The following is a 13,775-nucleotide window of genomic DNA, read 5'->3' on the forward strand; positions in this document are numbered from 1 at the left end:
ATTGTCGTGGGAGGAGGTCAAGAAATGAATCGTATATTTCGTAATACCATCTTTTATTTACTTATCTTTCTCGTAATTATTGGAATTGTAAATGTCTTTAGTACGGATCAAACAGAAACAGAGAGTGTTACATTTACCGAGTTCACTGAAAGACTTGAGCGAGGTGAGGTTCGTGAACTTTCGGCTAAGCCTGTACGTCAAGTTTATTTAGTGCGAGGACAATTTACTGACCAAGACGAAGGTGAATTTTTTGAAACATATGTATTGCAAAGCGAGCAATCAGCGGAAATGCTTTACAATGCCGAAGGTCCAGGTGGAGTTGCGCTTGGTGTAGATATTCAGCCGGCTGATGAAGCTAGTGGATGGGTAACGTTCTTTACATCCATCATTCCTTTCATCATTATCTTTATTTTGTTCTTCTTCTTGTTAAGCCAAGCCCAAGGTGGCGGTGGTCGAGTCATGAACTTTGGGAAAAGCAAAGCCAAGTTGGTGAGCGATGATAAGAAGAAAGCGAAATTTGAGGATGTTGCTGGTGCTGACGAAGAAAAGCAAGAACTTGTTGAAGTAGTAGAATTTCTAAAAGATCCACGTAAATTCTCAGCAATTGGTGCGCGTATACCAAAGGGTGTTTTGCTTGTTGGACCTCCTGGTACAGGTAAAACGTTGCTTGCACGTGCAGTGTCTGGTGAAGCAGGTGTACCATTTTTCTCTATTAGTGGTTCTGACTTTGTGGAGATGTTTGTCGGTGTAGGTGCATCGCGTGTACGTGACCTTTTTGAAAATGCAAAGAAAAGTGCTCCTTGTATAATCTTTATTGATGAGATTGATGCGGTTGGTCGCCAACGTGGTGCTGGTCTTGGTGGAGGGCATGATGAGCGTGAGCAAACATTGAACCAGTTACTAGTTGAAATGGATGGGTTTAGTGCAAATGAAGGAATTATTATTATCGCAGCAACGAACCGTGCGGATATTCTTGACCCTGCCTTATTACGTCCAGGTCGTTTTGATCGCCAAATTCAAGTGAATCGTCCAGATGTAAATGGACGTGAAGATGTCTTAAAGGTTCATGCTCGTAATAAACCATTAGACGACGATGTTAATTTAAGAGCTATTGCAGAACGCACACCAGGTTTCTCTGGCGCAGACCTTGAGAATTTATTAAATGAGGCTGCTTTAATTGCGGCAAGAAACAATAAAGTAAAAGTTAACATGATCCATGTTGAAGAAGCTATTGACCGGGTGATTGCTGGCCCTGCGAAAAAGAGCCGTGTCATTTCACCTAAGGAGAAGAAAATTGTTGCATGGCATGAAGCTGGACACACGGTTGTCGGTGTGAAGCTTGAGAGTGCTGATATGGTTCATAAAGTAACCATTGTCCCTAGAGGGATGGCTGGTGGATATGCAGTTATGCTTCCTAAGGAAGACCGCTACTTTATGACAAAGCCGGAGTTACTTGATAAGATTATTGGATTACTTGGCGGTCGTGTAGCTGAGGAAGTTCAATTCGGGGAAGTGAGTACAGGTGCTCATAATGACTTCCAACGTGCAACAGGGATTGCGCGTAAAATGGTAACTGAATATGGGATGAGTGAAAAGCTGGGACCTATGCAGTTTGGATCAGGTAATTCTGGTGGGCAAGTATTCTTAGGTCGTGATATTCAAAATGAACAAAACTACAGCGAAGCATTCGCTCATGAGATTGATCTAGAAGTACAGAAAATTATTAAAGAATGTTATGAACGTTGTAAACAGATTTTAACTGAGCATAAAGCAAGTTTAGATCTTGTTGCAGAGACATTAATGAAGATTGAAACGCTTGATGCTGAACAGATTCAATCACTCATTAACGAAGGGAAGCTTCCTGATAACCATCACACTAACAAGTATCTAGATGGAAGAGATGAGCCGGGAGTCGACTCTGATATGAAGGTCAATATCAATTCGAAAAAGAATGTAAACAAGGACTCTGAAGACAGTGATGTCAAGAAAGAAGATCAACCTTCTACTGAAGAAAAGAAAAAAGATGAGTAACGTAGGCATTACAGTACATTTGGGAGGTGCAAATCATATGATTTGTACCTCTTTTTTTTAATATCTGTTAAGGTACATGTTCGGTAGGTTCGAGAAGTGCAAATTAGAGCATAATAAGAAGTGATGTTTTATAATAGAGTTTGTAAAATAAGGTCGCTCTTTACCTTGTATAGAAAATATGCAATGAAGAATATAAATTGTCTGAATTATCCACTATTTGCACAAAATAATAAAGAAAGATACTTGAAGGATCGGGGAAAGCTGGTGGTGAATACATATGATAATGGTAGTAGACATTGGAAACACCAATATAGTTCTAGGACTTTATGAGAGAAGAGAATTAAAATACCATTGGAGGATTGCTACAAGTCGTCAAAAGACAGAAGATGAATGGGCGATGTCACTAAAAGGGTTATTTGAACATGTTGGTATTTCCTTTACCGTCATTGAAGGCATTATCATTTCTTCTGTTGTCCCGCCCATTATGTTTACAATTGAACTAATGTGTAAAAAGTATTTTGGCATGAAACCAAAGGTCATTGGCCCTGGTATTAAAACGGGGTTAAATGTGAAATATGATAACCCGAAAGAAGTAGGAGCTGACCGCATTGTAAACGCTGTGGCTGCGATTCAGTTATATGGAAGCCCGTTGATAGTAGTCGACTTTGGTACTGCGACTACGTATTGTTATATTAACGAGGAACGTCAATACATGGGCGGAGCTATTTCACCAGGAATTTCGATTTCAACAGAGGCGCTGTATACAAGGGCATCGAAACTCCCGAGAATTGAGATAGCCAAACCGAAAAATGTTCTGGGGACAAATACAGTACATGCGATGCAAGCTGGTATTTTTTATGGATATGTTGGTCAGGTAGATGGAATTGTTAACAGAATGAAGTCACAATCAAATAAAGTCCCTACCGTAATCGCAACGGGTGGAATGGCTTCGTTAATTGCATCAGAGACGGAGACGATTGATGTGGTAGAACCGTTCTTAACGTTAAAAGGATTGCAAATGATTTACGAAAAAAACACGTAAGGAAGGGAATTAGAATGGAAGATTATTTAATTAAAGCAACGGCATTTGATGGGAAAGTGAGAGCCTATTCACTTGTCGCAACGAATATGGTAAACGAGGCAGCTAGAAGACAAGGGACGTGGCCAACAGCATCAGCTGCACTAGGACGAGCGATGATGGCAAGTACGATGATGGCAACGATGCTTAAAGGTGATTCTAAGCTCACAGTGAAAGTTGAAGGGCAAGGTCCAATTGGAAAAATTATTATTGATGCCAATACAAAAGGAGAAACAAGAGGCTATGTAACCAATCCTAAAACGCACTTTGACTTAAATAGTCAAGGGAAGTTAGATGTAGCTAGAGCTGTTGGTACAAACGGGTACTTATCTGTTGTGAAGGACTTAGGACTAAAGGATCATTTCACAGGAAGTGTTCCACTTGTTTCAGGTGAACTTGGAGAAGATTTCACCTATTACTTTGCTTCTTCTGAACAAACGCCATCGTCAGTTGGGGTTGGAGTACTTGTGAATCCAGATAACACGATTTTGGCAGCAGGTGGATTTATTATTCAATTAATGCCAGGTGCTGATGATACAGTCATTGACGAAATTGAGAAGCGCTTATCGACAATTCCACCTATTTCAAAATTAGTGGAAGCGGGGATGCCACCAGAAGAAATGCTACAAGCGCTTTTAGGCGATGACAATGTGAAGTTTCTTGATAAACAACCGATCACGTTTTCATGCCGCTGTTCGAAAGAACGAGTCGAAAATGCAATCATAAGTTTAGGAAAAAAAGAAATTCAAGCAATGATTGATGAAGATGGCGGTGCTGAAACAGTTTGTCATTTCTGTAATGAGACCTATACACTTACAGCTGAAGAGTTAAAAGGTCTATTAGAGCAGGTATGAGAAAAAGTGGGGAATTTGTAACATGCTGATTGACTTATCTGAAAACGTTTGATAAAATAATTTATATAAAACCAATGAAATTACTAGGGATTGAGGAGGCGTTGTTGTGAAAGTTGTAAATTCAATTACTGATCTAATCGGACAAACACCATTAGTAAAATTAAATCGTCTTGTAACAGATAAACATGCTGATATTTACTTGAAATTAGAGTACATGAACCCAGGGAGCAGTGTAAAGGACCGTATTGCTCTAGCGATGGTTGAAGCAGGTGAAAAATCTGGTCACTTAAAGCCTGGAGTAACAATCGTTGAGCCTACAAGTGGTAACACAGGTATTGGTCTTGCAATGGTTGCTGCAGCTAAAGGATATAAAGCAAAGCTTGTTATGCCTGAGACTATGAGTATGGAGCGCCGTAACTTATTACGTGCTTATGGAGCAGAGTTAGTCCTTACACCAGGTCCAGAAGGGATGGGCGGAGCGATTCGTAAAGCGACTGAGCTTTCGAAAGAAGAAGGCTACTTCATGCCACAACAATTTGAAAATGAAGCAAACCCTGAAATTCACCGCAATACAACTGGAAAAGAACTTCTTGAGCAAGTTGACGGTCAGTTAGACGGATTTGTATCAGGTATTGGTACTGGCGGAACGATTACAGGTGCAGGTAGTGTATTAAAAGAAAAATTCCCGAACCTTCAGATTGCTGCGGTTGAGCCAAAAGATTCACCTATTTTATCTGGTGGAACACCTGGCCCGCATAAAATCCAAGGTATTGGTGCTGGTTTTGTACCGAAAATCTTAGATACAGAAGTATATGATGAAGTTATTCAAGTTTCAAATGAAGATGCATTTGAGTATGCGCGTCGTGCAGCACGTGAAGAAGGTATTTTAGGTGGGATTTCTTCAGGAGCAGCTATCTATGCGGCACTTCAACTTGCTGAAAAGCTTGGACCGGGTAAAAAAGTAGTAGCAATTATCCCTTCTAATGGTGAGCGTTACTTAAGTACACCACTTTATCAATTTGAAGATTAATCATTAGTAAGAAGGCTGTGAGTGCAAGCTCATAGCCTTTTTGTTGTTAAAGCATATAATCGATGGTGAGAGTCGGCCAGAGCGGAATTTACAGCACAAATGTCATCTTTCAAACACTTCTTCTATAGTTCGTTTTCTAGATACTTAATATAAGCATGGAGAATTGTATCATGAAGTGCGACACCTGCATTTATTTGCTTGTTTAGGGCAAAATAAAGGAGATTAGAAGGTGAAAGGGGCAGCTTAAAAGTGAGTGAAATGATTATTATTTTACTTCGAACGATTGTAGTGTTTATCATCATTCTAACGTTTTTTAGATTTATGGGAAAGAAAGAATTGGGAGAACTGAGTTTACTAGATATTATTGTGTCGTTAATGATTGCTGAGCTTGCTGTTATTGCGATTGAGGATCCAGAAGTATCAATGGCACGGGGGCTAGCCCCTATCTTTTTGCTGATTTTTATCCAAATGACTCTGACAACCATTAGCTTAAAAAATCAAAAGTTTCGGGACCTTATTGAAGGTAGACCGATCATGATTATTGAAAATGGAAAATTGAATCAAACAAATATGAGAAAACAACGCTATAATCTTGATGATGTACTATTCCAATTACGAGAAAAAGGAATTTCTGATATAAGAGAAGTAGACTTTGCTATTCTAGAAAGGTCAGGGAACTTATCCATTTTTACAAAAGACGAAAATTCCTCTTTGTTTACACTCCCATTAATCCAGGACGGGGTCATCCAAGATGATCATTTAATCATAATTAGAAAAACAAAGGAATGGTTGTTATCTGAGCTAGGGAAAAAAGGATACGCCCAAATTAAAGATATTTTTTATTGCAGTTATATGAAAGGACAGTTTTTTATTGAAGAAAAGGATAAGAAGACTATCGACCAGTAGATTAGAATGTAAAGCAGCAGTTTTGTGTTTGGCTGAAAGGTGTTCTCTCGTGTAGAATAGACGAAAAGGAATGGAGATGGGAGTGAAGAAGTTGCAACAGAATCGTATGAAAAGAGTGAAGTCTTTCCCTCTTGGTCATAAAGTATGGTTTAACCGGTACCAACGACTAGCTGTTTGTGAGTCAAAGCATGTCCTCTTAGAAAGTGGAAGAGGTGGTCGTTACAGCATTATCGGCTTAAAACCTTTTGGGGTTATTTCAGGAAACTCAAATCGTTTAACTTTTGAAATCGACGGAAACGTACAAGAGAAGGAAGGTCCGTTACTAGAGAGTTTAAAAGAAGTTCTTTCTCCTTATTATCAATCAACTCTACCGGAGTTACCTCCATTCCAAGGAGGAGCAATTGGTTATATTTCTTATGATATTGTCCGCGAAATCGAAAATCTTCCTCAGATCGCTGAGGACGATTTAGCTCTTCCTGATTTATATTTTATGCTTTTTGATGATGTGTTTATTTATGACCACGAGAAACAGATAATGTGGATCATAGTACATGGCAGCAAAGATGAAAGTGATGTTTTAGAAAAAAGAATAGAAGATTATAGTAAACAATGGAACGAAGAAGGCGAATATCGAGCTGAGAGATCAAAGGTGAATTGTTCAAATAGCGATGAAAAACGAGCTTCACTCTCAGAAGAAGCATTTTGTGAAGCGGTTGAAAAAATAAAAGAATATATCGCTTGCGGCGATGTGTTCCAAGTCAATTTGTCGGTTCGCCAATCCAAAACATTATCAACAGAACCAGCTCATGTTTATGAAATTTTGAGAAATTTAAATCCTTCTCCATATATGAGTTATTTTCAAACCCCTGATTTTCAGCTAGTAAGTGCTTCTCCAGAGTTACTTGTTAAAAAGGAAGGTACGGAGCTAAGCACAAGGCCGATTGCTGGAACTCGTTCTCGTGGCAAGGACGAACAAGAAGATCAGAAGCTCGCTTCAACTTTGATTAACAATGAAAAAGAACGGGCAGAGCATGTGATGCTAGTTGACTTAGAACGTAATGATTTAGGGCGTGTGTCTGCTTATGGGACGGTTGAAGTAGATGAACTAATGGTGATTGAAAAATACTCACACGTTATGCATATTGTTTCTAATGTAAAAGGGACATTAGACGCTCAATACGATCTATATGATGTGATTCGAGCAACGTTTCCTGGAGGAACGATAACAGGTGCTCCAAAAGTAAGAACGATGGAAATCATAGAAGAGCTTGAACCCGTACGCAGAGGGATTTATACTGGATCTATAGGGTGGATTGGATTTGACGAGAATATGGAGCTGAATATTGCCATCAGGACGATGATTTGTAAAGATGGACAAGCGCATGTTCAAGCAGGAGCAGGAATTGTGATTGATTCGGTCCCATCTAACGAGTATAAAGAATCTTTTAAAAAAGCAAGAGCGCTTTGGCATGCATTAGAGACTAGTGAAGAAGAGATGAGCAAAAAGATTGTTAGTTTGAGTTGAGGAGGAGAATAAAATGATTTTAATGATTGATAACTATGATTCATTTACGTACAACCTTGTTCAATATTTAGGGGAAATGGGGCATGAACTCATTGTTCGGCGTAATGATCAGATTACATTAGAGGAAATAGAAGAGCTGAAACCGGATTTTATTATGATTTCACCAGGTCCGAAAAGCCCGAATGAAGCAGGAATAAGTCTTGAAACGATTGAACGTTTTGCTGGGAAAGTCCCGATCTTTGGTGTGTGTCTTGGTCATCAGTCCATAGCCCAAGTATTTGGTGGCGATGTGGTTCGGGCAGAACGACTGATGCACGGTAAAACATCAAACATTCGTCATGATGGCGAAACGATTTTCAAAGGGTTGCCCCAGCCTCTTACAGCAACGAGATATCATTCTCTCATTGTGAAAAAAGAAACGTTACCTGATTGTTTTGTAGTGACAGCGGAGACTGATGAAGGAGAAATTATGGCGATTCGCCACCGAGAGCTTCCAATTGAAGGAGTTCAATTTCACCCAGAATCGATTATGACGGAAGAAGGAAAACGACTTCTGAAAAACTTTGTTGAAACATATGGAAAGGAGAAATCAACGTGTTCGTCTATGTAAATGGGCAGATCGTAAGCAAAGAAAAAGCCACCATTTCTGCTTTTGATCATGGATATATGTACGGTCTTGGTCTGTTTGAAACGATCCGCGTTGATAATGGTCATCCATTTTTACTGGATGACCATTTTCAACGTTTGCAGAACGGTCTCACATCTCTTGGTATTAATTGGTCGATGAAAAGAGAAGAGATTGTTGAAGTCATTCAAGCGTTGCTACAGGCGAATGAACTCGAAAGTGCTTATGTGAGATGGAATGTGGCAGCAGGTTCAAATGACCTTGGGTTCTATACAGGAGAATACACAAACCCAACAACGATTGTTTTTATGAAACCACTTCCTAGCCAAATAGCTTCAGAGAAGGATGCGACAATTCTTTCAATAAAACGAAATACACCAGAAGGCGAGTTTCGCTTAAAATCTCATCACTATTTAAATAATGTTTTGGCAAAACGAGAATTAGGAGATGCTAGTAACGTTGAGGGGATTTTTCTAACTGAAGCAGGTTTTGTTGCAGAAGGAATAGTCTCTAATCTTTTTTGGGTGAAAGATGGTGTTGTGTTTACCCCGAGTGTGAAGACGGGAATATTAGATGGAATTACGAGGCAGTTGGTTCTTTCTTTGCTAGAACAAAAAGGGATTCCGTATCGAATCGGCTTTTTTCGACCTGATGATGTCATGAGTGCAGATGAAGCGTTTATTACAAACTCGATACAAGAGGTTGTCTCTTTAACATCGCTGAATGGTCAGTCCTATAGAGGAGAACATCTAGTTGCAAGGGAGTTAAGGAGACTGATAGCGTTTAATCGAGAGCGGTTATGGAGCAGATCAGAATTGAATGGAGGCATAACATGATTCGAAAGTTACAAAAAAAGAAGCGGACGTTGATTATGGGGATAGTAAACTTAACACCAGATTCTTTTTCTGACGGCGGGAAATATGATGAGGTCGAACGAGCTGTTGAACGTGCGAAGCAACTTGTAGAGGATGGGGCTGATATCATTGATATTGGCGGTGAATCGACGAGGCCTGGTGCGACAATGGTGGATGAAGCAGAAGAAATTAGAAGAGTAGTACCTATTATTGAAAAAGTAGCCAAGGAGATTTCCGTACCTATTTCAATTGATACGTATAAACCAGAAGTAGCGAAACAAGCAATAGAGGCTGGAGCAGAGATCATTAATGACGTGTGGGGAGCTAAGTGGGATAAACGCATGGCGAGGGTTGCAGCCGATTATAATGTCCCGATTATTTTGATGCATAACCGCGTAGATCCGACTTATAACGATTTAATGCAAGATGTTATATTAGACTTAGAAGAAAGTATCTCCATTTGTCTCGATGCAGGGGTTCCGAAAGAACAGATTATACTCGATCCTGGTATTGGGTTTGCGAAAACACATGAAGAAAACCTCGAGGTGATGAGACATTTAGATCAAATTACAGGTATGGGCTATCCGGTTTTACTTGGGACATCTCGAAAGTCATTGATTGCAAAGACGCTCCAGTTACCAGTTGATGAAAGAGTTGAAGGAACAGGTGCAACGGTTTGTTATGGAATCATGAAGGGGTGCCACATTATGCGGGTTCACGATGTAAAGGAAATGTTTCGAATGGCTAAAATGATGGATGCTTTGATCGGAAAGGAAATGACTCATGGATAAAATTTATATGAATCAACTAGCCTTTTATGGATATCATGGCGTATTTCAAGAAGAACAAAAGCTGGGGCAACGTTTCATTGTTGATTTAGTTTTGCAATTAGATTTAAAAGAAGCAGGAACGTCAGATGAATTAAACGCAACGATTAACTACGGTGAAGTGTATAATCGGGTCAGAAATATTGTTGAAGGTGAATCTTTGAAACTCCTTGAGTCAGTAGCAGAGAAGGTCGCAATTGAACTACTTGCTAATTATGAACGGTTACAAGAATGTAAAGTGAAGGTTATTAAGCCGGATCCTCCTATACCTGGCCATTACCAATCGGTTGCGATAGAAATAACGAGGTCACGCCAATGAAACATGATGTTTATATTGCTTTAGGTTCCAATATTGGTGATCGGTACGAGTACTTAGAAAAGGCGATTTCATTTCTAAGAGAAGATGAACGTATACAAGTCGTGAACCGTTCATCAATTTATGAAACAGAGCCGGTTGGATATGTTGATCAACAGTCGTTTTTAAATATGGTTGTCTATATTAAAACGACACTTTCCCCGTGGAAATTATTGGATGTAACGCAGTCGATCGAGCGTGATTGCGGGCGTGAACGAGATATCAGATGGGGCCCACGAACAATAGACCTTGACATTTTGCTGTTTGACCAAGAAAATATGGTGATGGAGAACTTATCGATTCCTCACCCAAGAATGTGGGAGCGATCATTTGTGATTGTTCCATTGAAGGAAATCCACCCAAATCTGTATGCAAAGAATCTCGGACAAACAATTCAAGAGATTTATGATGAATTACCGGATAAAGAAGGGGTAACGATATGGAATCCAGAGACAAAGGAAGAAAAATTCGAGCCTATCGCAAGCTCAAAGGATATACGCAAGAAGAATTTGCAAAGGAAATAGGAATGTCTGTCTCGGTATTAGGAGAAGTGGAGCGTGGCAATCGTCACCCTACTGATTCAATGATCGAGAAGATGACATCTGTATTACATGTACCGAAGAGTGAATTAATACCTGATGAAAGGTTATCTATATGGAGGTGAGTTGTGTTAAAAATCGGGAATATTGAAATGAAAAACCAAGTTGTTTTAGCGCCAATGGCGGGTGTATGTAATCCGGCATTTCGATTAATTGCAAAGGAATTTGGTGCAGGGTTAGTTTGTGCAGAAATGGTTAGTGATAAAGCGATCCTGCATAAGAACGAAAAGTCGCTAAGTATGCTGTACGTGGATGAACGTGAAAAACCGTTAAGCTTACAAATTTTTGGTGGTGAAAGAGAGACGCTTGTAGAAGCTGCGAAATTTGTAGATAAAAATACAAATGCGGATATCATTGATATCAATATGGGTTGTCCTGTTCCAAAAATCACAAAATGTGATGCAGGTGCCAAATGGTTACTTGATCCAAATAAAATTTATGAGATGGTGGCAGCAACTGTCGATGCTGTTGATAAACCGGTAACGGTAAAGATGCGCATTGGATGGGATTCTGATCATGTTTATGCGGTAGAGAATGCTCGTGCGGTTGAACGTGCAGGAGGCAGTGCAGTCGCTGTGCATGGCCGGACTCGTGTACAAATGTATGAGGGCAAAGCTGATTGGAATATCATTAAACAGGTAAAAGAAGCTGTTAACATTCCTGTTATTGGAAATGGCGATGTTACTACACCGCAAGATGCGCGTCGTATGTTAGACGAAGCAGGAGTAGACGGTGTCATGATAGGGCGTGCCGCTCTAGGAAACCCATGGATGTTATATCAAACAATTCAATACTTAGAACATGGTACATTTGCAGACGCACCAACTCCACGTGAAAAAATTGATGTTTGTATGATTCACTTAGATCGCCTTATTAACTTAAAGGGTGAGAATGTGGCAGTTCGTGAAATGCGAAAGCACGCAGCGTGGTATTTAAAAGGGATGCGAGGTAATGGGCATGTTCGCGATGAAATTAACAGCTTTGAAACGAGAGACGATGTAGCGAATACCTTATATGCTTTTGTTGATGAGTTAGAAGCACGTATGGCTGAACAACAATCAAGTGTTGTTTGACTTTTCTGATGTACTTCACTATAATTCGTTTGTAATTAAAATGCTGCCAGTGTGATACGCTGGCAGTTTTTCTACATATAAGAACAGATACTAATGATGAACTGAATAGAAAATAGAGGAGATGATGTACACATGGCTCAAGAACTTGAGTTAAATGATCAGCTGGCAGTGCGCAGGGAAAAGCTGGCGAAGTTGCAGAAACAAGGACAGGATCCATTTGGAGGGCGATTTGAACGTTCACATACAGCCAAGTTAATGACTGAATCATTTGGAGAGGAAACGAAGGAGGCTCTTGATGAGGTGGGTCATGAGGTTACACTTGCAGGGCGTATTATGACAAAGCGCGGCAAGGGTAAAGCGGGATTTGCTCATATTCAAGATTTAACTGGACAAGTACAAATCTATGTTCGGAAAGATGCAATCGGTGAAGAACAGTATGATTTGTTTAATACAATTGATATTGGTGATCTTGTTGGGGTAACGGGAACAGCTTTTAAAACAAAAGTTGGAGAGCTCTCAATCAAGGTTACAAAGTTCGAATTGTTATCCAAATCACTCCGACCGCTACCAGATAAATTCCATGGATTAAAAGATATAGAGCAACGCTATCGTCAACGTTACGTTGATCTTATTGTTAACCCGGAAGTAAGAGATACGTTTGTATTACGTAGTAAAATTCTACAATCAATGCGCCGTTATTTGGATTCTAAAGGTTATTTAGAGGTGGAAACACCAACAATGCACTCAATTGCTGGTGGAGCTTCTGCTCGTCCGTTTGTTACGCATCATAATGCGTTAGACATGACTCTTTATATGCGTATTGCAATTGAATTACATTTGAAGCGTTTAATTGTTGGTGGTTTGGAAAAGGTTTATGAGATTGGCCGGGTATTCCGTAATGAAGGTGTGTCGACACGTCATAACCCCGAGTTTACAATGATTGAGTTATATGAAGCCTATGCTGACTACGATGATATAATGGAACTGACAGAGGAATTAGTAGCGCATATTGCAAGAGAAGTGTTAGGTACTACGACCGTAACGTATGGAGAATATGAAGTGAATTTAGAACCGAGATGGAAACGAGTTCACATGGTCGATGCAATTAAAGAGAAAACAGGTGTAGATTTCTGGAAAGAAATGAGCGACGAAGAAGCAAGAGCTATTGCGAAGGAACACAACGTTCATGTAAAAGAAACGATGACTTACGGTCATGTTGTAAATGAGTTCTTTGAGCATTTTATTGAAGAAGAGCTTATTCAACCAACGTTTATTTATGGGCATCCATTGGCGATATCGCCACTAGCGAAAAAGAATCCTGAAGATCCTCGTTTTACGGATCGTTTTGAGCTATTTATTGTTGGTCGTGAGCATGCGAATGCATTTACAGAGTTAAATGATCCGATTGATCAACGCGGGCGCTTTGAGCAGCAACTTGTGGAACGTGAGCAAGGTGATGATGAGGCTCATATGATGGATGAAGATTTTGTTGAAGCGTTAGAGTACGGGATGCCGCCAACAGGTGGGCTTGGAATCGGAATTGATCGATTGGTTATGCTCTTGACGAATTCCCCGTCTATCCGTGACGTGTTGTTATTTCCGCAAATGCGTCATCGTGAACAAGGTGAATAAGATAGATTGTTGGTGAGTAGGAAGCATAGGAAGGGGAAGACCCTGTAGCAAGCACGATTTATATAGAGTCGTTTTGGGCGGAAACCTAGGTTAAGTCTTCCTCTTTAAGAGGTTGTTCAAAAAGGGAGTGCTTTTTCTTTTGGACAACCTCTTAAATTTTATTAACTTTTTTATGAAAAAGTCTTGCAATTATTTTTTGTAGATGATATATTATTCCTTGTCGCCAAGACGACTTACAAGTTTTTAAATAACTTGTTGACAAGCCTTCGGAGGTTTGTTATCATATGAAAGTCGCTGTGAAACGACAAAGTAGTTCTTTGAAAACTGAACAAAAGCCAAGCGAAATAGAGATACATGATATCTCGTCAACTTTTAGTAATTTAGTA

14 protein-coding genes are annotated in these 13,775 nt (G+C 39.8%); all 14 read left to right on the plus strand.

All coding sequences use genetic code 11. The annotated features are described in order from the left end of the window. Positions 1 to 24 precede the first annotated feature (24 nt). The 14 genes from ftsH (at position 25) to lysS (ending at position 13,389) form a co-directional block, all read left to right on the plus strand. A complete protein-coding gene (gene ftsH, locus SAZ04_RS16635) occupies positions 25 to 2,031 on the plus strand; it encodes an ATP-dependent zinc metalloprotease FtsH (RefSeq protein WP_332697276.1) in 2,007 nt (668 codons plus the stop codon). A gap of 277 nt (positions 2,032 to 2,308) precedes the next feature. Further along, positions 2,309 to 3,073 (plus strand): type III pantothenate kinase, encoded by a 765-nt coding sequence (locus tag SAZ04_RS16640; RefSeq protein WP_332697278.1) that lies wholly within the window; start codon positions 2,309 to 2,311, stop codon positions 3,071 to 3,073. 14 nt (positions 3,074 to 3,087) lie between these two features. Continuing rightward, complete coding sequence (hslO, locus tag SAZ04_RS16645) at positions 3,088 to 3,963, plus strand: Hsp33 family molecular chaperone HslO (protein ID WP_332697280.1); 876 nt, start codon at positions 3,088 to 3,090, stop codon at positions 3,961 to 3,963. Positions 3,964 to 4,069: 106 nt separating this feature from the next. Continuing rightward, positions 4,070 to 4,993: a cysteine synthase A gene (cysK, locus tag SAZ04_RS16650; RefSeq protein WP_332697282.1), complete on the plus strand. Its 924-nt coding sequence runs from the start codon at positions 4,070 to 4,072 to the stop codon at positions 4,991 to 4,993. Positions 4,994 to 5,251: 258 nt separating this feature from the next. Further along, on the plus strand, positions 5,252 to 5,899 hold the full coding sequence (locus tag SAZ04_RS16655) for a DUF421 domain-containing protein (RefSeq protein ID WP_332697307.1): 648 nt from the start codon (positions 5,252 to 5,254) through the stop codon (positions 5,897 to 5,899). A 106-nt stretch (positions 5,900 to 6,005) separates the two neighbouring features. Continuing rightward, positions 6,006 to 7,424, plus strand: coding sequence for an aminodeoxychorismate synthase, component I (gene pabB / locus SAZ04_RS16660; RefSeq protein ID WP_332697309.1), 1,419 nt, complete (start codon positions 6,006 to 6,008; stop codon positions 7,422 to 7,424). Positions 7,425 to 7,437: 13 nt separating this feature from the next. Continuing rightward, positions 7,438 to 8,034 carry an aminodeoxychorismate/anthranilate synthase component II gene (gene pabA / locus SAZ04_RS16665; protein WP_332697284.1) on the plus strand — a complete coding sequence of 199 codons (597 nt, stop codon included), beginning with the start codon at positions 7,438 to 7,440 and terminating at the stop codon, positions 8,032 to 8,034. Further along, complete coding sequence (gene pabC, locus SAZ04_RS16670) at positions 8,019 to 8,885, plus strand: aminodeoxychorismate lyase (protein ID WP_332697286.1); 867 nt, start codon at positions 8,019 to 8,021, stop codon at positions 8,883 to 8,885. Before pabA ends, pabC begins: the two co-directional genes overlap by 16 nt. Further along, positions 8,882 to 9,694, plus strand: a complete 813-nt coding sequence (folP, locus tag SAZ04_RS16675; RefSeq protein WP_332697288.1) for a dihydropteroate synthase — start codon at positions 8,882 to 8,884, stop codon at positions 9,692 to 9,694. Before pabC ends, folP begins: the two co-directional genes overlap by 4 nt. After that, positions 9,687 to 10,049, plus strand: coding sequence for a dihydroneopterin aldolase (folB, locus tag SAZ04_RS16680; RefSeq protein WP_332697291.1), 363 nt, complete (start codon positions 9,687 to 9,689; stop codon positions 10,047 to 10,049). Before folP ends, folB begins: the two co-directional genes overlap by 8 nt. After that, complete coding sequence (folK, locus tag SAZ04_RS16685; protein WP_332697293.1) at positions 10,046 to 10,609, plus strand: 2-amino-4-hydroxy-6-hydroxymethyldihydropteridine diphosphokinase; 564 nt, start codon at positions 10,046 to 10,048, stop codon at positions 10,607 to 10,609. The genes folB and folK overlap by 4 nt, the downstream gene beginning before the upstream one ends. Beyond that, positions 10,525 to 10,749, plus strand: a complete 225-nt coding sequence (locus SAZ04_RS16690; protein WP_332697295.1) for a helix-turn-helix domain-containing protein — start codon at positions 10,525 to 10,527, stop codon at positions 10,747 to 10,749. The genes folK and SAZ04_RS16690 overlap by 85 nt, the downstream gene beginning before the upstream one ends. Before the next feature lie 3 nt (positions 10,750 to 10,752). Continuing rightward, positions 10,753 to 11,757, plus strand: coding sequence for a tRNA dihydrouridine synthase DusB (dusB, locus tag SAZ04_RS16695; RefSeq protein ID WP_332697297.1), 1,005 nt, complete (start codon positions 10,753 to 10,755; stop codon positions 11,755 to 11,757). Between the two features lie 132 nt (positions 11,758 to 11,889). After that, complete coding sequence (gene lysS / locus SAZ04_RS16700) at positions 11,890 to 13,389, plus strand: lysine--tRNA ligase (RefSeq protein ID WP_332697299.1); 1,500 nt, start codon at positions 11,890 to 11,892, stop codon at positions 13,387 to 13,389. Positions 13,390 to 13,775 lie beyond the last annotated feature (386 nt).

Source organism: Halalkalibacter lacteus (assembly GCF_036663595.1).
Taxonomy (GTDB): domain Bacteria; phylum Bacillota; class Bacilli; order Bacillales; family Bacillaceae_D; genus Halalkalibacter; species Halalkalibacter lacteus.

Coding starts and splice junctions, on each gene's coding strand:
- ftsH (WP_332697276.1), top strand. CDS start 25: ATGAATCGTATATTTCGTAATACCATCTTTTATTTACTTATCTTTCTC.
- folB (WP_332697291.1), top strand. CDS start 9,687: ATGGATAAAATTTATATGAATCAACTAGCCTTTTATGGATATCATGGC.
- hslO (WP_332697280.1), top strand. CDS start 3,088: ATGGAAGATTATTTAATTAAAGCAACGGCATTTGATGGGAAAGTGAGA.
- SAZ04_RS16655 (WP_332697307.1), top strand. CDS start 5,252: ATGATTATTATTTTACTTCGAACGATTGTAGTGTTTATCATCATTCTA.
- SAZ04_RS16640 (WP_332697278.1), top strand. CDS start 2,309: ATGATAATGGTAGTAGACATTGGAAACACCAATATAGTTCTAGGACTT.
- SAZ04_RS16690 (WP_332697295.1), top strand. CDS start 10,525: ATGGAATCCAGAGACAAAGGAAGAAAAATTCGAGCCTATCGCAAGCTC.
- pabB (WP_332697309.1), top strand. CDS start 6,006: ATGAAAAGAGTGAAGTCTTTCCCTCTTGGTCATAAAGTATGGTTTAAC.
- folK (WP_332697293.1), top strand. CDS start 10,046: ATGAAACATGATGTTTATATTGCTTTAGGTTCCAATATTGGTGATCGG.
- folP (WP_332697288.1), top strand. CDS start 8,882: ATGATTCGAAAGTTACAAAAAAAGAAGCGGACGTTGATTATGGGGATA.
- pabA (WP_332697284.1), top strand. CDS start 7,438: ATGATTTTAATGATTGATAACTATGATTCATTTACGTACAACCTTGTT.
- lysS (WP_332697299.1), top strand. CDS start 11,890: ATGGCTCAAGAACTTGAGTTAAATGATCAGCTGGCAGTGCGCAGGGAA.